The organism is Pedobacter suwonensis, assembly GCF_007833675.1.
In the GTDB taxonomy this organism is placed as follows: domain Bacteria; phylum Bacteroidota; class Bacteroidia; order Sphingobacteriales; family Sphingobacteriaceae; genus Pedobacter; species Pedobacter suwonensis.
The window spans coordinates 24,042-45,730 of sequence record NZ_CP031708.1; the positions used below are offsets into that span (position 1 = coordinate 24,042).

Below are 21,689 nucleotides of genomic sequence, written 5' to 3' on the forward strand. Positions count from 1 at the left end.
TTATTTTTTAAAAAGCTTAAATAAAGGTCTAATAACTATTAAAGTAGTATTAAATTTCATTACTTTAACTATTTTAGGAATATGTACCAGAATTAAACCTGAAAATGAACAATATAGCCTTCTTTGATATAGAGCTAAATGCCTCGGGCAAACAATTGCTTGATATTGGCTGTGTGTTGTCAGATGGGCAGGGCTTTCATAAAAATCACCCGGAAGAATTTGTAGATTTTATCAGGAAGTGCGACTTTATTTGTGGACATAATATTGTAAAACATGATCTGGCTTACCTGCAAAAGTATTTTGGTCATGCTGAATGGGGCTTCGATAAAGCTATTGATACCTTGTTATTATCGCCTTTATTGTTTCCGAAACTACCTTATCACCGTTTGTTAAAAGACGACAAAGTTCAAACCGAAGAGCGCAATAATCCTTTTAACGATGCGAAAAAAGCAAAAGACTTATTTTACGATGAATTGAGGGCTTTTACAACGCTTGATGAGCGCTTTAAGTTGATCTTGTATGGTCTGTTGCATGATCAAACCGGTTTTGATAATTTCTTCAGATATTTTAATTATTCCGCACCAGTTAATAAAGAACAGCTTAATACTAATATCAGTATTTTATTTCAAGGTAAGGTTTGCAAAGAATTTGAACTAGATCATTTTATCGATACAACTCCTGTTGCTTTGGCTTATACGCTGGCTTTACTCCATTGCGATGATCGTTTTTCGATTACACCACCCTGGGTATTAAAAAACTATCCAGATGTAGAGCGCCTGCTTTTCCTGATGCGGAACAATCCGTGCTTGCGTGGATGTGATTATTGCAGACTTGCCCACGATCCGATATTGGCATTGAATAAGCATTTTAGTTTTTCCGGGTTTCGTAAGTATGGCGATGAGCCGCTCCAAGAGGATGCCGTTAGGGCTGCTATCCAAGGCGAATCTATTCTGGCAGTATTTCCAACGGGTGGTGGTAAGTCTATTACCTTCCAGGTACCTGCGTTAATGAGCGGCGAAAATGCAAAGGCCTTAACCGTAGTAATTGCTCCCTTACAATCTTTGATGAAAGACCAGGTAGATAACCTGGAAAAGAAAGGGATTACAGAAGCGGTAACCATCAACGGAATGTTAGATCCGATAGATCGTGGCAAAGCGATAGAACGTATAGAAAATGGCTATGCAAGCTTACTTTACATTTCGCCTGAATCGCTTCGTTCAATTACTATCGAAAGGCTGCTGCTTAAAAGGAAGATTGCCAGATTTGTGATCGACGAAGCACATTGTTTCTCATCCTGGGGGCAGGATTTCCGGGTAGACTACCTATATATTGGCGATTTTATCAAAAATCTGCAGCAAAAGAAAGGACTTAATCATACCATTCCGGTGTCGTGCTTCACGGCCACAGCAAGGCAGAAAGTAATTGAAGATATCAGGTCTTATTTTAAAGAGAAATTACAACTTGATTTAAAAGTATTCAGGGCTGATGCTTCACGCACAAACTTATATTACCGTGTTTATCAACGGGATAATGAGGATGAAAAATATAATCAGCTTAGAGATATCATCGAGGAAAAGAATTGTCCTACAATTGTTTACGTATCGCGTACAAAAAGGGCCAGGAATTTGGCCCACAAGCTAACCAAAGATGGATTTGTTGCCAAGGCCTATCATGGCAAAATGGAAAAAGACGAAAAGTCTCAAAATCAAAATGCTTTTATGCGCGGTGAAGTCAACATTATGGTGGCCACTTCCGCATTTGGTATGGGGGTAGACAAAAGTGATGTTGGCGCCGTTATCCATTACGACATTTCCGACTCGCTGGAGAATTATGTACAGGAGGCCGGTAGGGCAGGGCGTGATGAGCAGCTACAGGCCGATTGTTTTGTACTTTTTAGTGGAGAAGACCTGGATAAACATTTCATCCTACTCAACCAAACCAAAATTAGCAGCAAGGAAATAAACCAGATATGGAAAGCCATAAAGGAGTTAACCAGATCAAGGGATAAAGCTTCTAATTCAGCGCTTGAGATAGCAAGGAAAGCAGGCTGGGACGATGGCATCAGTGAGATTGAAACCAGGGTAACCACCGCTATTGCAGCATTGGAAGATGCCGGTTATTTAAAGCGAGGACAAAATATGCCTAGGGTTTTTGCGACCAGCATATTGAGTAAAAATGCACAAGAAGCAATAGAGCGGATTTATGCATCAGAAAAATTTTCCGAAGGTCAGCAGAAACAAGCGGTGCGGATTATTAAAAAACTTTTTTCGAGCAAAAGCAAAAGATTATCAACAGATGAGGTTGCTGAGTCGAGAGTAGATTATATATCCGATCAATTGGGTATGTGCAAAGAAGATGTAATTAGGGCAATTGAATTGATGCGCGAGGAAAAAATACTGGCCCATACCAAAGACCTTACAGCTTTTATTAAAAAGACAGAGTCTGCCAGCAGATCATTGGCCATTGTAGAAAGTTTTAGGAAACAGGAAGAACTCTTGCTGTCACAATTAAAAAACGGGGAAGGAGCTTACTATTTAAAGGAAATCATTGAGGTATTTTTTAATTCCGGTATCAAAGATAGTTCGCTTAACCAGTTAAAGACGATCATTAACTTCTGGGCGATAAAAAAATGGATCAATCGCCGCAATTTAGAACACACGAAAAACCATATGCAGATCGCTTTACTGGTGGATAAAGCAATCTTTAGCGGAAAGCAGGAAAAGCGGCATCTTCTTGCAAGGATGATTACAGAATATCTGCACAGAAAAGCATTGGCACTTGTTAAATCTGATAACAATGAAGAAGAAGAGGTCTTGATTGAATTTTCTGTACAGGAACTTAAAGAGATGGTAAAGAAGGAGCAAGGCATGTTTTCTCTACAAGCTGATATCGATGATATTGAAGACAGTCTTTTTTACCTGTCGCGCATAGACGACATAAAGATAGAAGGCGGGTTCATGGTTGTACATAATAAGCTCACCATTGAGCGGATTGAAAAGAACAACCGTATACAATATAAAGAAAGTGATTACGACAAACTGAAACTGTTTTATCAGCAAAAAGTGCAACAGATCCATATTGTTGGAGAATACGCCCAGAAAATGATCCGCAACTATAATGAAGCGCTAAAATTTGTCGACGATTATTTTAAACTAAACTATCCTTCTTTTCTCTCGAAATATTTTCCCGGCAGCAGGCAGGATGAAATAAAACGCAGCCTTACGCCTGCAAAATTTATGAAATTATTTGGTGCGCTTTCACCAACACAGCTAAAGATCATTAATGATACAAGCAGCCAGTACATCGTTGTAGCTGCCGGACCCGGAAGTGGCAAAACAAAGTTATTGGTACATAAGTTAGCCTCTTTACTAATGGCTGAGGATGTAAAACATGAACAGTTGTTAATGCTTACATTCTCGCGTGCAGCGGCAACAGAATTCAAGAAACGGTTGATGGAACTCATTGGTAACGCTGCCCATTATACCGAAATCAAGACTTTCCATTCGTACTGCTTTGATTTGTTAGGCAGGGTAGGAAGCCTTACGGCTTCTGAAAATATTATCCAAGCGGCGGTTGACAAAATTAGGGTTGGGGAGATGGAGCCTTTCAGGATTACAAAATCCGTATTGGTGGTGGATGAGGCTCAGGACATGAATAAAGAAGAGTATGAACTGGTACAAGCCCTGATGCAGCAAAATGAAGATATGCGGGTAATATTGGTTGGCGATGATGACCAGAATATATATGGTTTTCGCGGAGCAGATGCCGCCTACATGCAAGCCTTTATTACTGAAAAAGATGCTGTTAAATATGAGCTTACGCTAAATTACCGTAGCAAAAACAATATCGTATCGTTAGCCAACCAGTGGGCAGAAACCATCAGCGGCAGGCTCAAAACTGAACCTTGTTTTGCAAGCCAACATCAAAACGGACTGATCAATATTATTGAGTATGCCAAAAACCCAATTATCGTTTCCCTGGTTGATAATTTAAGCGCAGCGGAACTTTCCGGATCTACCTGTGTGCTTACACATACCAATGAAGAAGCCGTGTTACTCTGTGGCCTGCTTTTGCAAAAAGGAGTAAAGGCTCAGCTAATACAGTCAAACGATGGCTTTAACTTGCAAAATCTTTACGAGCTACGCCTTTTCTCTGATATGATCAATGCCTTTTCAGACAGTCCACTGGTAGCAGATGAAGAATGGAGTGAGGCCAGTCGGCGTTTAATGGGTTATATTGAAACAAGTGCCCAGAAAAACATTGCTATTTCTGCAATACGTAAGTTTGAGGAGGTGAATAATGCTAAAAAATATAAAAGTGACTGGAAAGCTTTTCTTTTTGAATCTAAAGTAGAAGATTTCGTGGATATTGATGCAGTAGTAGTATATGTTTCTACGATCCATAAAGCCAAAGGTAAAGAATTTGACAATTTATATCTATTATTACAGCATTTTAAACCCCTTAATGATGAGTAGAAGCGACAATTTTATGTAGCCGTTACCAGAGCTAAAACCAACCTTAATATATACTATCAAGGCAGTTATCTCCGGCATTTTGTCGCAAACGGACTTATATATGCCAAAGATGATAACCAATACCCTGAGCCGCAACAAATAACCATGCATCTTACGCTTAGAGATGTACAGCTTGGTTATTTCGAACATATACAGAATCGCATTAATTCAAGCTTTAGCGGTTTACGTCTGCAGCCGTCAGATCAAGGATTAAAAAATGGTCATGGTGAACTCATCGTGAAATATTCACAAAAATTCAAAAACATTCTACAGGAGCGTTTTGACCAGGGATTTAAAATAGCTGCTGCGAAAATAAATTTTATAGTGTACTGGAAAGACGAGGAGAAACAAAAAGAATCAAAGATTGTGTTGCCATCATTATTGCTGAAAAAAGGATGAGGATGATATATTTAATTTTGTGGAGATCAAAAACGATTTACTTTCTTACAATTTATATGTCTTATAATTAATATTATGTTAAGTTGTATATTGCAACAGTACCCTATCGCTTTAAATTTAAAACTCTTCTATAATTCCTGAAGTCTGCGGTTAAGTTCCTGTACTTTGTTTGTTGCTCCTTTTTTATTGTAGATATCGATCAGCAACTGCACGGTTTTTTTATCGTTCGGATTAATTTCGTTGGCGCGCTGCAAAGCAAACTGGGCACGGTTAATTAAACCTTTATATTTTTCGGTTTTATCTGCGTCGCTTTTACGCAGCGTTTCATTTGCGGTATTGATGTAGGCCAGACTTAATTGGTACAAAGCGTCAAAATAATTCTGATCGGTAGACAATGCTTTATCATATGCTAAAATTGCCGTAGCGTTATTGCCGCCAATCTGCTGCAGGTATCCATAAAGGAAATAAAGTAACTTATTGCCTTTTTCTACCTTTAAATTGCTTTCGATTAATCCCTGTGCTTTACTATAGTTTTCGGTATCCAGCAACAGGTTGATATAGTCGTTGGTTAAAAAACGGTTAAAAGGATTAAGTGCCAATCCTTCTTCAAGGGTTTTAATGGCGGTTTCAGTTTCCGATTTAACAACATACATCTGTGCCATTTTCTGAAAAACTGATGGATTTTTGATCCCGTTTTCTTTCGCACGTTTAAAATAAGTTAAAGCTTCATCGTAAGCCTGGATGTTTAAGGCGCAAATGGCGGTATTCAGTGCCAACGTGGTATCAGCAGGGAAATTATCGCCTACCTCCTTCAAATCTGCAAATGCCTCCTTAAAATCGTTGTTAAAAAAAGCTTCATTGCCCTTTTCTTGTTTTTTGATCAGGATATTGTGGTTGGAAGCCTTAATTAAGCCTGAATTGTCGTCGTAGCGGTCGAGCGATTTTGCCTTTGCAGCAGCATCAATCGCATTATCATAATACTTATTGGCATTATTCGGATCGGTATCTATTAAGCTCGCGAAAGACATCAGATAAGATTTGATCGACCAGGTTTCTGCCCATTTTTTTGTTTTATTATCTTTTTCTGCAGATTCAATAGCTTTTAAACCTTCGTTAATAATAGCCAATTGCTTTTTTTCATTTTCTTTATTGGCGATAGATGCCTGCAATTTACCTACTGCGTTTCGGGCAATCAGGATCTGACTTTTTTGGGCAACAGCATTAAAAGAGACGAAAATTAAGACAATCAATGATATTTTAAAGCAATTTTGCATAAGCTAGATATGTAGTAAACCGTAATAAACCATAAAAATAAACATAAAAAAAAGAGCCCCGAAATTTCAGGGCTCTTTTTTTAAATTGGTATCATAATTATTCTTTAGGCAAAGCGTCTAAACGTTTTTTGATATCTTCGTAATTTTTAGTATCGTTTCTGAACGCATAGATGGTTTTCAACGTTTCCAAAGCTCCTTGATTTTTAGCATCAATTTCTAAAGCTTTTTTGTAAAAAGGAAGAGATTTATCCAACAAAGCATTCATTTTACCCGTTACTTCGTTAAATTCTTTCACTTTTTTGGAGTCGATTTTATTTCTGTCGGCTTGTAATTTTAACGCCTGACTGAAATAGATATTGCCTAATAAAACCTGATAACTGGCATTGTTTGGCTCCTTAGCGGCCAATGCTGTTAACATCTGCTCAGATTTTGCTGCGTCACCCCTATCAATATAAATCTGTGTTTCAGTTTTGATCCAGTCAGTATTTTCAGGAAATTTTGCAGTAGCTTCCTTGATTAGCGCTAATGCGGCCGTAGTATCTTTTTGCTTACTTAAAGTAGCATTCAGTATCTCAGAATATAAATCTTTAGATTGAGGTGAATTTAAAGAGATCACTTTTTTAAACTGAGTAATCATCGCGGGATAATCCTCTATATTTCTCGCTGCAATACCAGCGTTCAGATACATCGCAGTATCTTGTGGGTTAATCACAGTTGCTGCCACAAATTTCTCGTAAGCAGTTTTGTAATCTTTTTTATTATAGGCAATTACGCCAGCATTTCTGACAGCGTTGCTGACATTGGTTTCTGCTAAGCTGATGTTATCTTTTTCATTACCCTTGGTATCTAATTTCTTTGCTTCAACAATTGCATCCTGGGCAATTTTTAAATTCGCATCAGCATTTGCAGCACTGGTAGAATCCAAAATTGCTGCAGAGGAAGCAAATAGTGCACGGTATGACCATGCTTCAGGCATTACTTTAGATTTCTCATCAGCAATAGCTTTATCTGTATGGGCTAAACCTTTTGCCAAAGCTTCAAGTTTCTTAGCTAGTGGAGTTGTTGAACTGGAATTGGTGATCTGGAACAAATTCCAATCGTTTTTTGCGGCATTAACTTCACTTTTCTGAGCAAATGCAGCGCTTACCGCACCTGCTAAAACTATACTTAGAAATACTTTTTTCATAATTTTTATGCTAATCTTATTTTTAGTTTAATTTTCTTCTTCTTCCGCTTCGTTATCTGATTCCCCCTCTTCTTCTTCAGTCTCAGTATCATCAGTGTCAGGTGAAGTATCCGCTTCCAGCTCTTCGCCGTCTGTAACTACCACATCAGTTAAATCTACTGTTTCCTCTTCATCTTCCTCATGGTCGATTTTTGTTACTGAAGCAATCTCGTCATCGCCTTTTAATGAGATTAAACGAACCCCTTGTGTGGCGCGTCCCATTACCCTTAATGCTGAAACCGGAATTCTGATGACAATTCCTGAGCGGTTAATGATCATCAGATCTTCGCTATCAGTAACGTCTTTTATAGAAACCAATTGTCCGGTTTTTTCAGTAACGTTAATCGTTTTTACCCCTTTACCACCACGGTTGGTTACACGGTAATCTTCAATATCGGTACGTTTACCATATCCTTTTTCTGATACTACTAACACCGTAACCTCAGGATTGTTTACAGCAATCATGCCAACAACTTCATCCTGATCATGCGCAAGCCTGACACCACGTACACCGGTAGCGGTTCTACCCATCGGACGAACGGTTTTTTCGTTGAAACGGATGGCCCTGCCTGAACGCAATGCCATTACAATTTCGCTTTCGCCATTGGTTAAACAAGCCTCCAGCAAGATATCGCCTTCGTTAATGTTAATGGCATTGATACCATTAACACGCGGACGTGAATATGCTTCAAGAGAAGTTTTCTTAATGGTACCTTTTTTAGTACACATAATGATGAAATTGTTCTCTAAATATTCCTGGTCTTTAAGGTTTTTAACTTTGATATAAGCTTTGATTTTCTCTTCTTTCGGAATATTAATGATATTCTGTATCGCTCTTCCCTTACTGGTTCTTGAACCTTCCGGAATTTCGTACACCCTCAGCCAGAAACACCTTCCTGCTTCGGTAAAGAATAACATATAATTGTGGTTGGTGGCCACCAGCATGTGCTCAATAAAATCTTCATTTCTTGAGGTACTGCCTTTAGAACCTTTTCCGCCCCTGCCCTGTGCTTTAAATTCGCTTGCCGGCGTGCGTTTAACATAACCTTCATGAGATATGGTAATCACCACTTCTTCGTCATCGATGAAATCTTCCATGCTCATATCTTCAGCCGAGTGAACGATGGTGGTTTTACGCTCATCGCCAAACTTCTGTTTTACTTCTTCCAGCTCGTCTTTAATGATTTTCATCCTTAAACCTTCATCTGCTAGGATAGATTTCAAATATTCGATGGTTTTCATCAGTTCGGCATATTCTTCTTTGATCTTATCACGCTCTAGTCCGGTTAAACGGCGTAGAGTCATATCAAGGATAGCACGTGCCTGAAGGTCGCTCAGCCCGAATTTCTCCATCAGGCCTAAACGGGCCTCATCTGGTGTTTCGGAAGCACGTATTAATTTAATTACTTCATCTAAATGATCCAAAGCAATTAAATAACCCTCTAAAATATGTGCCCGTTTTTCAGCCTCAGCCAGTTCGTATTTGGTACGACGAACGATTACATCATGGCGGTGATCCACAAAATGTACAATCAAATCCTTAAGATTCAACATTTGTGGACGTCCCTTTACCAGTGCAATATTATTTACGCTGAAAGAGGTTTGTAAGGCCGTATATTTATATAGGTTGTTTAAAACGATTGAGGCATTGGCATCGCGTTTAATTTCGTACACGATACGGATACCATCTTTGTTCGATTCGTCTTTAATGTTGGCAATGCCCTCCAGTTTTTTCTCGCCTACCAATTCAGCAGTACGCTCAATCATCTGGGCTTTGTTTACCTGGTAAGGAATTTCGGTAACTATAATAACCTCCCGGTCTTTAATGCTTTCTATTTCAGCTTTTGCACGCATTACAATACGTCCGCGGCCGGTTTCGAACGCTTCTTTAACGCCGGTATATCCATAAATGATACCGCCGGTAGGGAAATCAGGAGCTTTTACAAACTTCATTAATTCCTCTATGGTAATATCCCTATTGTCAATATAATTTACCACCCCATCAATTACTTCTGTTAAATTGTGTGGTGCCATATTAGTGGCCATACCTACTGCAATACCAGAAGATCCGTTAACCAATAAGTTAGGGATTTTTGCAGGTAAAACGGTTGGTTCTTGTAGCGTATCATCAAAGTTTAACTGAAAATCTACCGTATCTTTGTTAATATCGGCAAGCATTTCTTCAGCGATTTTCGAAAAACGCGCCTCCGTATAACGCATTGCCGCCGGAGAATCGCCGTCAATGTGGCCAAAGTTTCCCTGACCATCTACCATAGGATAGCGCAAGCTCCAATCCTGGGCCATACGTACCATGGTAAAATATACTGATGCATCACCATGTGGGTGATACTTACCTAAAACCTCCCCTACAATACGGGCAGATTTTTTATGTGGTTTATTGCTGGTTACACCAAGATCAAGCATACCATATAAAACACGGCGGTGTACCGGTTTTAATCCATCGCGTACATCAGGCAATGCCCTCGATACGATAACCGACATTGAATAATCAATGTAGGCCGATTTCATCTGCTCTTCTATGTTAATTGGAATGATTTTGTCGTTCTGCTGATTCTCTAAATCTTCTGCCATAAATTATTATTCTCGCTACTTGAAACGATATTAAAAAAGGGTGTTATTATAACCTTGCGAATTTAGCAAAATTTAGCCGGATTAAGGCATTGTGGAAAATTTTTGACCGTTGCCATAGGTTTTTTACTCTCGGCCGGATTTTAAGTTATTGAAGGCCAGTTTAAGGGTTTTTAATCTAAAACCTGTCAGGTTTTGAAATCTGACAGGTCTGCCTGCTTGGATTGATGATTTTTTTGAAAATGTAGGGTGCTGTTTTAGCGGCGGTCTGCAGTCCTGCTACCACTTCATGTCCTCGCTCGTAGCTCGCTGTGGGCTATCCGCTATATCAGGTTTATAAACAGTGATTGTGTATGATATGCTGATTTAGACCGCTCAGTTTTCTGGAACTAAAATTTACATTCTTAAGTAATTCTGATACTTTTGTTTTTCAACCTTTTAAAGATGGCAAACAATAAGAAATCTGCAATGAGTTTCATTATGGTCACCCTCCTGATTGATTTTACAGGTTTTGGGATCATTATCCCTGTGTTACCGAAGCTTATACAGGATTTGACCGGCAGCGGTTTCGGTTTGGCCGCAGAATACGGGGGCTGGCTTACACTGGCCTATGCATCAGTACAATTTATAAGCGCTCCAATTATCGGTTCATTGAGCGATCGTTACGGAAGAAGACCCGTATTGTTAAGCTCTTTGTTTGGTTTAGGTATCGATTATATCTTTTTGGCCTTCGCTCCTTCCATTATATGGTTGTTCGTAGGACGTATCATTGCAGGTATTACAGGTGCGAGTTTTACTACCGCCCAGGCATACATTGCAGATATTTCAGCTCCCGAAAAAAGGGCGCAGAATTTTGGGTTGGTTGGCGCTGCATTCGGTGTTGGTTTTATTTTAGGTCCCGTTTTAGGTGGTATTTTTAGCCATTTTGGCACCCGGGTACCATTTATGATCGCTGCAGGCTTGTCCCTAGTGAACTGGCTTTATGGTTATTTTATATTGCCGGAATCGTTACCTGTTGAGAAACGCAGGGCTTTTGACTGGAAAAGGGCCAACCCCATTGGCTCATTACGGAGTATTGGTAAATATCCGGCATTGGCGGGCTTAATGGCTACCTTATTTTTGCTGTATTTTTCCAGTCATTCAGTTCAATCCAACTGGACATTTTATACCATGGAGAAATTTAACTGGGATGCGGCATGGGTGGGTTATTCATTAGGCTTTGTGGGGTTGGTTATCGGAATTGTACAGGGTGGATTAATCAGGATAATTTTACCAAAAATAGGTGAAAAGAAAGCAGTTTACTTCGGTCTTATTTTATATGTAATCGGCTTTGTAGCCTTTGCCTTCGCATCTAAAGGCTGGATGATGTTTGCGTTTATGCTTCCTTACGGTTTGGCCGGAATTGGCGGACCTGCTATGCAAGGACTGATTTCGAATCAGGTGCCTGCCAATGCGCAGGGCGAAATGCAAGGTGTTTTAACCGGTTTACAAAGTTTGGCAGCCATATTTGCGCCCTGGGTAATGACACATATATTTGCGTATTTTATAGAAGGGAAAGCACCGGTTTATTTCCCCGGGGCACCGTTCATATTAAGCGCGGTGTTAACTTTGATTGGATTGTTTATTTGTTTGAGAAGTTTGAAGAAATATCATTAATTGCAAATGAAGCTGTATATCTAATAAGAAAAATCGTCATCTCGACTGAAGCGCAGTCCCGAATATTCGGGAGAGAGATCTACCTCCTAGATAGATTTCTCGACTTCGTTACACTCCGCTCGAAATGACGATCATTTGGTTGGGAGTAGAAATATTACAATAACTCATTTGCCAGATTAGCCAACTCGCTCCGCTCTCCTTTTTGTAAGGTAATATGCGCATATAGCGGATGTTTTTTTGCGTTTTCGATTAAATAAGATAACCCATTACTTTCCGAATCGAGGTAAGGTGTATCAATCTGATAAATATCACCAGTGAAAACAATTTTAGTATGCTCCCCTGCCCTTGAAATGATGGTTTTAACTTCGTGCGGTGTTAAGTTCTGTGCCTCATCAATGATGAAGAAGATTTTGGTGAGGGTTCTGCCCCTGATAAATGCCAGGGGTGCGATGGCTATTTTTTCAGTTGTAATCAGTTCATCAATCTTTTCCGACATTTTATCATCTCCAATAAACTGCTCTTTAATAAACCGCAGATTATCCCAAATGGGTGACATAAAAGGATCTGTTTTAGATTTTGCATCGCCCGGCAGGAAACCAATATCTTTATTGCTCAGTGAAACAATGGGCCGGGTGACATAAATCTGCCTGAAATTTTTACGCTGTTCCAGCGCACTGGCCAGGGCCAATAGTGTTTTACCAGTTCCGGCATTGCCCTGTATGCTTACCAGTTTAATTTCCGGATCTAAAAGTGCGTGGATGGCAAATGCCTGCTCGATATTTTTCGGTTTTATTTTAAAGATTGCATCGGTTGAGACAGCCGAAATCGTTTTTAAACGATGGTTATAAAATACACTGGCCGTTTTTCTTTTGTTTTTTAGAACGTAAAAGTGATTGGCGTTTTTGGGTGGTAGTGTTATTTCGCCTGCATCGATAAATGATTGTTTTTTTACCTTCTCAATGATGTCAATAGGAAAATTATCCAATTCGGTCTTGCCGGCGTAGAGTTCATCTACATTTTTAATCTTGCCTGTTTCGTAATCTTCAGCATTTAAATCCAAAGCCTTTGCTTTTAACCTCAGGCAGATGTCTTTAGATACCAGTATTACTTTTTTATCTGGGTATTCTTCTTTTAAACTTAATGCTGCGTTTAAAATTTTATGGTCGGTTTTGCCTTTTCCATAAACCTCTTCTGCATTTACAGTTAATGACTTTTCATTTAAAACGACCTTAAATTTACCTAAATCGTGACTTTTTAGTGAAATCCAATCGCTGATGAGTTTTTGCTTTGAGGTTTCATCAATAAGGCGGATAAAACTTCTGGCTTCGAAATTTCGGGTATCATTACCACTTTTAAAATGATCGAGTTCTTCTAAAACCTGGATGGGAATGGCTACATCATGCTCCTGAAAGTTGTTGATCGCGTCATGATCGTATAAAATAACCGAGGTATCAAGAACGAATATCTTTTTTGACAGACCGGAGAATGATTTACCTTTTTTAGCCATTTGGTAAATTTAATGTTTAAGCATTAAATAAAGGAAATTCCTTGATTTTTATACAATGGATGCTACCTCAGGATGCGCCAGCACCTGGGTTCAAAATAAAAACGGGGACCTTCTTCTTTCGATTGAGTTCCCCGTTTTAACTTTAAAATAACCGTAGTTACATTTAAAGCATCAAATCTTATTTACTTTGATTTTTCCGTTCTCGTTAGGTTTTTCAACTTTTACGATTCGTGAAAATTTATTTCCAGCTCATCCGTCCGTAAACTTCGTAGCTTTCTATAAGCGCTGTTTGGGCCTGTGCGATTTTCTTATTGTCCAATCAATCGATGTTAATATATATTCTTACTCGGTTTTACCCTTTCTGAAATTAATCGTTTTCCCTGTAAACGATCCGAAATAATTCTCCTTTCGGTTCTTTATCTCTTTTGGATTGTTTTGTCAGCATTCAAAGTACTCCGTATTTGATATGATCTAATTTAGGACATAAAACCTTAATTATCAAGTATAAAGTAAATGTTTTTATGAACAATGTTATCCACTTAAAAACACTGGTTATCAACAGGTTGAATTTAACTAAACTTCGAATTTATGGTTGCTTGCGGCATTTTTTGAGTTTGTCAACAATGGACATTAATGCACTTATTAACATCCTTGCAGGTGTTTAGTAATCAGTTGATTATCGTTTTTCTGCCCAAGGATAGTAAAAAAACAAAAAACTTAATTTTAATCCCAACAAAAAACATCCCTATTATGTTATTTTTGTAACATGCAGATCAGGCAACCCATTAGAAATATACAAGACTTTTTATTGAGTACGTATTTTGCCGATGGTCTCCGTATTACCATAGGTGTACTACTCCCCTCTTTAATCTTTGCCCAGTTTAGCTTATTAAAATACGGCATGACTCTATCTTTGGGCGCTTTATGTGTCAGTGTGGTTGATAGTCCGGGACCGATGGTACACCGCCGAAATGCCATGCTGATTACCACGGCACTCATTTTTACCTTCTCCATCATCACTGGCCTAACCAATAAAAATCATTACTTTATAGGCTTTTTATTGGCCGTATCAAGTTTTGTATTTTCAATGTTTTATATCTATGGCATCAGGGCGGCATCAGTAGGTACCGCAGTATTGTTGATTATGGTACTGAGTATTGATGATATCCGGCCATGGCAGGAGGTATTGTTACATGCCGCTTTCGTGCTGGCTGGTAGCCTATGGTATACAGGTTTAAGCTATTTTGTGTATCGTTTACGTCCTTTTCGTTTGGTACAGCAATCGCTAAGTGATTCTATTTTAGAGGTGGCAGAATTTCTTCGCGAAAAAGCCAAATTTTATCATCAGAATAATAACTACGATAAAACCTATTCAGAACTGTTACAACTTCAGGTCTCCGTGCATGAAAAGCAAGATGCGGTAAGGGAATTATTATTCAGAACCCGCGAAATTGTGAGGGATTCGACTCCTGAAGGCAGATTTTTATTATTGGTGTTTGTAGATATGGTAGACCTGTTTGAGCAGGTGATGTCTACCTATTATAATTACCAGCAGTTACACGACCAGTTTGATAAGGCCGGTATCTTATCAGATTATGAAATGGCCATCAAGCGGATTTCGTATGCCCTTGATGATATTGCATTTGCCCTGAAAAGCGGAGGCATACCTGTTATTTCGAAGCGTTTACTGATTGAGATCGAAAGGTTAAAGATCAAAATCAATCATCTGGAAAAAAACAACCAAAACCAGGAATACAATACCCTGGGCATTATCGCCTTGAAAAATATCGAGGTGAACATCGAAAATATCCTGGCAAGGGTTAAAACTATTTTCAGCTACTTTAAAATCAGAAACAGCAAAGATATCAGAAAGGCTGAGGTAGATACAGAGAAATTTATCACCAGGCAAAAATTCGATTTCAACCTGTTTACAGAGAATTTAACCTATACCTCTTCTACCTTCAGGCATTCGTTACGGGTTACCGTGGTGATGTTGCTGGGTTTTATTGTGGCTCAGATTCTTGATTTTTCACATAGTTACTGGATTCTTCTCACCATCCTGGTGATTTCTAAACCGGGATTCAGTTTAACCAAAGAGCGTAATTATCAGCGTTTAATCGGTACCACGGTCGGGGCTTTTATCGGTATGGGGGTAATTACCTATATCCATGACCGGAATACACTGTTCGTTATTCTTTTAATCTGCATGATCGGCTGCTACAGCTTCCAAAGAAAAAATTATGTAGTCAGCGTACTCTTTATGACGCCTTATATCTTAATTCTGTTCGATTTTCTGGGAATGGGATCAATCGCTTTGGCACGTGAGAGGATTTACGATACCTTTATAGGCTCTGGTATTGCTCTGTTAGCCAGTTATTCCTTATTCCCAACCTGGGAACATGAAAAGCTGAAAGAAGCTATGGTAGACATGCTGAAAGCAAATAAAGCGTATTATGAACATGTGATTAAACTGTATTTTGAAAAAAATTACAACAGAACGGAATATAAGCTGGCCCGTAAAGAAGTGTATGTAAGTACTGCGAATTTAGCTTCATTATTTCAAAGGATGTTCTCTGAACCCAAAAGCAAACAGCTGTTTATTAAAGAGGTTCATCAGTTTACCGCACTAAGCCATTTATTGTCATCTTATGTTGCAACACTTTCGCTATATAATAAAGAACACCAGTTTATCTTCGAGAGTTTCGAGACCTTAAAGCCGATCGCCAATAATACCAACTATTTATTAGATGCATCTATTGATAATCTGGAGCAGGGAAAGGACGCTATAGATAATGTACCTTTGATCAGGTTAAACGATAATGGAGTTGCAATAAAAAAAGGAGAAGACCTGGTTCCTGAGCAGTTTGACCTGATCCAGAAAGTGGCTTACGATATTTACAAATTATCGGTAAAAATACGGCTTTAATTGATAACCGGAATTAACTTCCAATTTCACCCTTAGACGTTTCAGCAGGCCGTATTTACGGATGCCTGAAACAAAGGCCAGTATAATTTGTTAAACCTAATCAATTAAAAAAATGATGATGGAAAAGTTATATACGGCTGAAGTTACAGCTACCGGAGGAAGAGACGGACACATTAAATCGGGTGACGGAATTTTAGATTTAGATCTGAGAAAACCAAAAGAGTTAGGTGGCCAGGGTGGAGCAACGAATCCTGAAGAATTATTTGCAGCAGCATGGGGACCTTGCTACTTAGGTGCCTTAGGCTCTATTGCCGAACGCGAAGGCGTTGATGTTAGCGGAGCTAATGTTAAGGTACTTGTTTCGTTTAATAAGGATGGAAATGCATTTGCACTTTCGGCAGATCTTGATGTTCACATTCCAGGGATTTCGCATGAGGAAGCCCAGGCGCTAGCAGATAAAGCTCATCGTGCCTGTCCATATTCGAAAGCAACCAAAGGTAATATTGAGGTAAGGGTAACAGCGGTATAGACAAATTTCCCTCGTGCTGTCGGATGTTACCATCCGACAGGTAGATAGATTTCAGACCAAAGTATTATAAACAAGAAAGTCCAGGATTAAAATCCGGGACTTTCTTGTTTATAGCATTATTTGCATTTTCAGTTGGAAACAACTGACAGCACAGATGTTTTATGAATTATGTTAAACGGCTTCCTGTTCAATTATGGTATTGGCAGGTCTGCCATTTTTAAACGCATCGCGGGTTTTCAATCCTAATAATTCAAACATGGCCATATCGTCAACAAATGCCGGATTTGGCGTGGTTAATAATTTATCGCCTGCAAAGATAGAACTCGCACCAGCCATAAAACAAAAGGCCTGTTCCAGTGTAGTCATTTCATTTCTGCCAGCTGATAAACGCACGACCGAATTTGGCATTACGATACGAGCAGTTGCAATCATCCTGACCATATCCCAGATCGGAACACGTGGCTGATCGGCTAAAGGTGTTCCTTTTACCGGTACCAAAGCATTAACGGGTACTGATTCGGGATGTTTTTCCATGTTTGATAAGGTTTGCAGCATCGAAACCCGGTCCTCTACTGTTTCACCTAGACCGATAATACCGCCACTACATACGGTTAGTTTAGCTTTCCTTACATTTTGGATCGTATTTAAACGGTCATCATAAGTTCTGGTAGATATAATCCGCTTGTAATCATCTTCAGAAGTATCGATATTATGATTATAGGCATACAAACCCGCATCAGCTAAGCGCTGTGCCTGGCTTTCAGTAAGCATGCCCAATGTGCAGCAAACTTCCATATCCATGTCATTCACGGCTTTAACCATTTCAATCACACGGTCAAAATCGCGGTTATCGCGTACTTCGCGCCAGGCAGCGCCCATACATAAACGAGATGCTCCACCCTCTTTGGCTTTAACGGCAGCGCTAACTACCTGGCTCACCTGCATCAGGGGCTGTACTTCTAAATCAGTATGGTAGCGGGCTGCCTGCGGGCAATAGCTACAATCTTCTGCACAGCCACCGGTTTTAATGGAAATTAATGAACTCACCTGAACTTCATTATAATCTTTATTTTCGCGGTGAATGGTTGCGGCTTCATAAACCAGATCCAAAAACGGTCTATTATAAATTTCGTATATTTCTTCTTTTGTCCAATCGTGTCTTGTTGTTTGCATCGGGATCAGATTTTGCAGATAATTTTGTTGTTTTAATTAATTAACAGCCATTCCAGTTTGGTTTTGCCCTAATCCTGGTCTTGCTGGTTTATAGTAAAAGTTTGCTGGCCAATCCTAAAATTAACAGGAATCCAAAAACATCGGTAAAAGTAGTAATAATTATAGATGATGCAATGGCAGGATCAATACCTACACGTTTTAAAATAAGCGGAATACCTGCGCCTGTTATACCTGCAATAATCAGATTACCGGTCATAGCCAGGAAGATAACCAGACCGAGCATGGGATTTCCATCAAAAAAGAAAGCAAAAATAAATACGATCAAACCATTAGCTGCACCGTTAATTAAGCCTACCGTAAATTCTTTCAATACCGTTCTGTAAGCTTGCTTATCCGTCAAGTCATAGAGCGATATACGTCTCACCGTTACCGCAAGTGCCTGGGTAGCTGCATTTCCGCCCATGCCGGCAATAATGGTCATGTACGCCGCTAATGATGGAATCAGCTTAATGGTGGGGTCGAAATAACGTACTACTGAAGAAGCAAGGAAAGCCGTGCCCAGGTTGATAATTAACCAGGGTAAACGTGATTTTACAGCTTCAACCCAGTTACCGCTCAATTCCTCATCTTCCGATACCCCTGAAATTTTCAGGATATCCTCGGTACTTTCCGCTTCCATCACATCAATCACATCATCGAAAGTTACCCTGCCAAGCAGTTTTTGATTTTCATCTATTACCGGGATACTGGTTAAGTTATACTGTGAAATCAAATTGGCTACTTCTTCCTGATCTGTATTAGGATGTACATAAACCGCATCTATTTTAACCAGTTCCGTTATTTTGGCATTGTGTTTTGCCTTAATGATATCTTTTAAGGAAACAATGCCTTTAAAAGCTTCCTCATCATCCACCACATAAATGGTATAAAACTCCTCCATTTCCTCGCTCTGGCGGATAATCTCATCAATAGCATCCTTTTTGGTGAGGTTAATGTTTACACAGATCAGTTCTGTGTTCATTAAACCACCTGCAGTTTTTTCGTCGTAGGTTAAGAGGTTTCGGATTTCTGAAGCATGGTCTTCGGTCAGGTCTTCCAGAATTTCTTTCTGCTCATGGTCTTCCAGTTGCGAAATAATATCTGTAGCATCATCATAATCCAGCTCTTCAACAATCTCTGTACGTTTGTCAGGGTGAAGCTCAAAAAGTAGCTCCTCTGGATGGGATTCTTCATCCATTTCCGAGATAATCTCGGAAGCAATTTCTGCAGGAAGAAGGTTTATGATATGCCGTTGTTCAGATTTATCCAAACGTTCGAACAAAATCGCGATTTCGGAGGCATGGTACTCCTCTAAAACCATTTTTAAAGTTTCATCGCCAGCTAAAATTGCATTTTTAACCTTGAGTACGTCGCTTTTATCTATTTCGAATGACTGCATCTATAACCTAAACCAAAATGCCCTAAAGCTACGAATATTAACAATTGATTTTTACAGAAACTGACATCTAATATTCTTCATTTACAGGTATAACTAAAGGTCTGTCAAGTTAGCTCTTAAATCCATCTTATCATGTAAAATCCTAACTATTTCGATTTCTACATTATCAATTATCAGATAGAAAATGATATATTCGCCAGCTTTGAATCCTAATATGTTTTGGTTCGTCTCTCTATAATTTCTACCTTTTTCAGGTTTCTTAGCAATCTGATTACAAAATTCAATGAATAACTTATAATATTTGTCAGCTTAATTTTCTGACCAAACATCATAGGTACAATCCCAAATTTCACTTAAGTCTTGAAGTGCTTTATTACTAAAAAAGAACTTAGCCATTTGTCCTCTTCTTGGCTTTCAAAATTTCAATATGTTTTTTCGGATCGAAATCCTTTACCCTTCCACTATCAATTCCTACCTGAAGTGCTTCTCTTAAAATTTTGATTTTGTTTTCTTCATCTTCCAGTAGTCTTAGTCCCGCCCGAATAACCTCGCTTGCATTTTTAAATCTTCCTTCAGAAATTCTTTCCTCAACAAAGTTTTCAAAATGATCTCTCAAAGCCATAGAGGTATTTCGTCCCATTGTCTTAATATTTTAATATTATTAAAGTTACCAAAAAAGGTATATTATTAAAATAATGTTTTATTTAAACCATCCTTTACGCCAAAAATAAATCACCTGTATAATGGCAATCACTGCCATTACCAGCCAGGTGTATAAGTATCCATGCTCTGCATACAATTCTGGCATATTATCCTTCAATATCTTTCCTGTTGCCGGATCTTCTCTGCTGAAATTCATTCCATAAATTCCGGCAATAAAAGTTAACGGAATAAAAATGGACGAAATAATGGTCAATACTTTCATGATTTCGTTCATTCGGTTACTGATAATCGATAGATTCATGTCGATATTGGCAGAAGCAATCTCCTTTAAGGATTCGATGAAATCGATAATCTGGATGCAATGGTCGTAAGCATCTTTCATATAGGTTTTGGTCAGATCTGATATTAATGGACTGTCTGAGCGGATAATGTCATTTAATTTATCCCTTTCTGGCCAGGTTACTTTTCTAATGGTGATCAAAGATCTTTTAATGGCCTGTGTATCGTACATGATCCTTCTATCCGGATGGTCGTATAACCGGTCTTCAATCGCATCTAATTCTTCTCCCCAAAAATTCAGAAGTGCAAAATAGTTATCTACAATTACATCCATGATGGCGTACATTAAGTAACTACTGCCGCCAATTCGGATGTTGCCCTTTCCTATTTCCAAACGTTTCCTTACCGGCTCAAAACAATCTGCATAGGTTTCCTGGAAAGTGATTAATGTACGCTCTGATAAGATAAAAGAAATCTGATCATTACAGAGCACATTTTCATCGCTTAAATATAAATGCCTGCTTACTGAAAAAATGTATTTATCGTTATCATATTCATCCAGTTTGGGCCGCTGATAAGAACTGGTAATGTCTTCCAGTACAAGCCTGCTGATATCTAATTTAGCATATAAAGTTTCAAATATATTGGGGTCAGCCAGGCCTTTAATATCAAACCAGTAAAAAAAATCTTTGTTTTCGATCAGTTTATCGATGTTATTGATGTTTTCCAGTTCTGTTTTCTTATAACTCTTATCGTTATAAGCATGCAGTACAATAACTGGCTTTAAGGCATCTTCATCAATGGCGTATAAACCCGGACTGGTGCCGGGAGCTGGGACTTTGTAGTGCTTATGACGGTTACGTGGCTTGCTTTTTCCCATATGTTATAAATATAGCCGGGCTTGTGGACCCTGGTTAAATAACAGATCAACAATACTTAAGTTGGGTAAAAATTGATGTTTATCTTCAAAAACCTGATAATAGGGTTTATTGTTTACAATATCTTCAGGTTTTTTAGGGTTCATGGCTGAGCGGAAATCAAGTGCAGGTTGGATGTTATCAAAATACTCGCCTGTGAGTTCAAAGCGTTTATTTAGTTTTAATTTTTTATTCAGCCACATTAAAAGTTCGAGGTTGTAATCGAACAGAAATTCAAATTTATCGGTATAGAAACGATTAAGTTCATCTTCATAAAACTCAAAATAGGCAGAGCTGCGGTAACAGCTTTCTAGGCTTAACCAATGTAAACGTTGCCAGTTAAAATCGTAACTGATCCGAACATCTTTCATTTTTGTATGTGTTTTTGAACCTTTAACCAACGGAACAGTAATATCTAATTTGCCATTAGGTGAGTAAATGCTGGCCCTGTTACGGTAAGTCTGTTTGGCTAAATGCTCATGTTGTTCTATTAAAAAATCTTCTCCCAGCTGTTGCAATAAACTAAAATAACCTACTGGTGGAAGATAAAATAATGGAAGTATAGCTGTATTCTGCATTTGAAAATTTATGTTTGTAGCT

General features: G+C 38.7%; 15 protein-coding genes. 5 read left to right on the plus strand and 10 right to left on the minus strand.

The annotated features are described in order from the left end of the window. Positions 1–104: 104 nt before the first annotated feature. Positions 105–4,475, plus strand: coding sequence for a RecQ family ATP-dependent DNA helicase (locus DV942_RS00140; RefSeq protein ID WP_222431138.1), 4,371 nt, complete (start codon positions 105–107; stop codon positions 4,473–4,475). Positions 4,476–4,619: 144 nt separating this feature from the next. Next, positions 4,620–4,913, plus strand: a complete 294-nt coding sequence (locus tag DV942_RS23605; protein ID WP_222431139.1) for a hypothetical protein — start codon at positions 4,620–4,622, stop codon at positions 4,911–4,913. Between the two features lie 128 nt (positions 4,914–5,041). Here DV942_RS23605 and DV942_RS00145 read toward each other — a convergent pair whose 3' ends face one another. From DV942_RS00145 to gyrA, 3 genes are all read right to left on the minus strand, one after another. Next, positions 5,042–6,163, minus strand: coding sequence for a tetratricopeptide repeat protein (locus tag DV942_RS00145; RefSeq protein ID WP_244950784.1), 1,122 nt, complete (start codon positions 6,161–6,163; stop codon positions 5,042–5,044). 121 nt (positions 6,164–6,284) lie between these two features. Then, the gene (locus tag DV942_RS00150) at positions 6,285–7,373 is read right to left on the minus strand and encodes a tetratricopeptide repeat protein (protein WP_145854259.1); all 1,089 of its coding nucleotides are present in this window, start codon (positions 7,371–7,373) and stop codon (positions 6,285–6,287) included. A gap of 27 nt (positions 7,374–7,400) precedes the next feature. Beyond that, positions 7,401–10,004, minus strand: a complete 2,604-nt coding sequence (gene gyrA / locus DV942_RS00155) for a DNA gyrase subunit A (protein ID WP_145854261.1) — start codon at positions 10,002–10,004, stop codon at positions 7,401–7,403. A gap of 441 nt (positions 10,005–10,445) precedes the next feature. Between gyrA and DV942_RS00160 the strand changes: the two genes are divergently transcribed. Continuing rightward, positions 10,446–11,657 (plus strand): TCR/Tet family MFS transporter, encoded by a 1,212-nt coding sequence (locus DV942_RS00160; RefSeq protein WP_145854263.1) that lies wholly within the window; start codon positions 10,446–10,448, stop codon positions 11,655–11,657. A 154-nt stretch (positions 11,658–11,811) separates the two neighbouring features. Here the strand turns inward: DV942_RS00160 and DV942_RS00165 are convergent, their stop codons facing one another. Next, positions 11,812–13,164 (minus strand): PhoH family protein, encoded by a 1,353-nt coding sequence (locus tag DV942_RS00165; RefSeq protein WP_145854265.1) that lies wholly within the window; start codon positions 13,162–13,164, stop codon positions 11,812–11,814. Positions 13,165–13,930: 766 nt separating this feature from the next. Between DV942_RS00165 and DV942_RS00170 the strand changes: the two genes are divergently transcribed. Together DV942_RS00170 and DV942_RS00175 are read left to right on the plus strand one after the other, a co-directional pair. Beyond that, positions 13,931–16,090 carry an FUSC family protein gene (locus tag DV942_RS00170; protein ID WP_145854267.1) on the plus strand — a complete coding sequence of 720 codons (2,160 nt, stop codon included), beginning with the start codon at positions 13,931–13,933 and terminating at the stop codon, positions 16,088–16,090. A gap of 118 nt (positions 16,091–16,208) precedes the next feature. Beyond that, the gene (locus tag DV942_RS00175; RefSeq protein WP_145854269.1) at positions 16,209–16,619 is read left to right on the plus strand and encodes an organic hydroperoxide resistance protein; all 411 of its coding nucleotides are present in this window, start codon (positions 16,209–16,211) and stop codon (positions 16,617–16,619) included. A 171-nt stretch (positions 16,620–16,790) separates the two neighbouring features. Here the strand turns inward: DV942_RS00175 and bioB are convergent, their stop codons facing one another. The 6 genes from bioB to DV942_RS00205 all read right to left on the minus strand — a co-directional run bounded on the left by bioB (position 16,791) and on the right by DV942_RS00205 (position 21,667). Continuing rightward, a complete protein-coding gene (bioB, locus tag DV942_RS00180; RefSeq protein ID WP_145854271.1) occupies positions 16,791–17,792 on the minus strand; it encodes a biotin synthase BioB in 1,002 nt (333 codons plus the stop codon). An 88-nt stretch (positions 17,793–17,880) separates the two neighbouring features. Continuing rightward, positions 17,881–19,230 (minus strand): magnesium transporter, encoded by a 1,350-nt coding sequence (mgtE, locus tag DV942_RS00185; protein ID WP_090978865.1) that lies wholly within the window; start codon positions 19,228–19,230, stop codon positions 17,881–17,883. Positions 19,231–19,323: 93 nt separating this feature from the next. Then, complete coding sequence (locus DV942_RS24110) at positions 19,324–19,515, minus strand: type II toxin-antitoxin system RelE/ParE family toxin (protein ID WP_222431187.1); 192 nt, start codon at positions 19,513–19,515, stop codon at positions 19,324–19,326. Positions 19,516–19,618: 103 nt separating this feature from the next. Beyond that, positions 19,619–19,870, minus strand: coding sequence for a type II toxin-antitoxin system ParD family antitoxin (locus DV942_RS00195; RefSeq protein WP_145854273.1), 252 nt, complete (start codon positions 19,868–19,870; stop codon positions 19,619–19,621). A 60-nt stretch (positions 19,871–19,930) separates the two neighbouring features. Continuing rightward, on the minus strand, positions 19,931–21,052 hold the full coding sequence (gene corA / locus DV942_RS00200; RefSeq protein ID WP_166672288.1) for a magnesium/cobalt transporter CorA: 1,122 nt from the start codon (positions 21,050–21,052) through the stop codon (positions 19,931–19,933). 3 nt (positions 21,053–21,055) lie between these two features. Then, positions 21,056–21,667 carry a WbqC family protein gene (locus tag DV942_RS00205; protein ID WP_145854275.1) on the minus strand — a complete coding sequence of 204 codons (612 nt, stop codon included), beginning with the start codon at positions 21,665–21,667 and terminating at the stop codon, positions 21,056–21,058. Between the last annotated feature and the right edge of the window lie 22 nt (positions 21,668–21,689).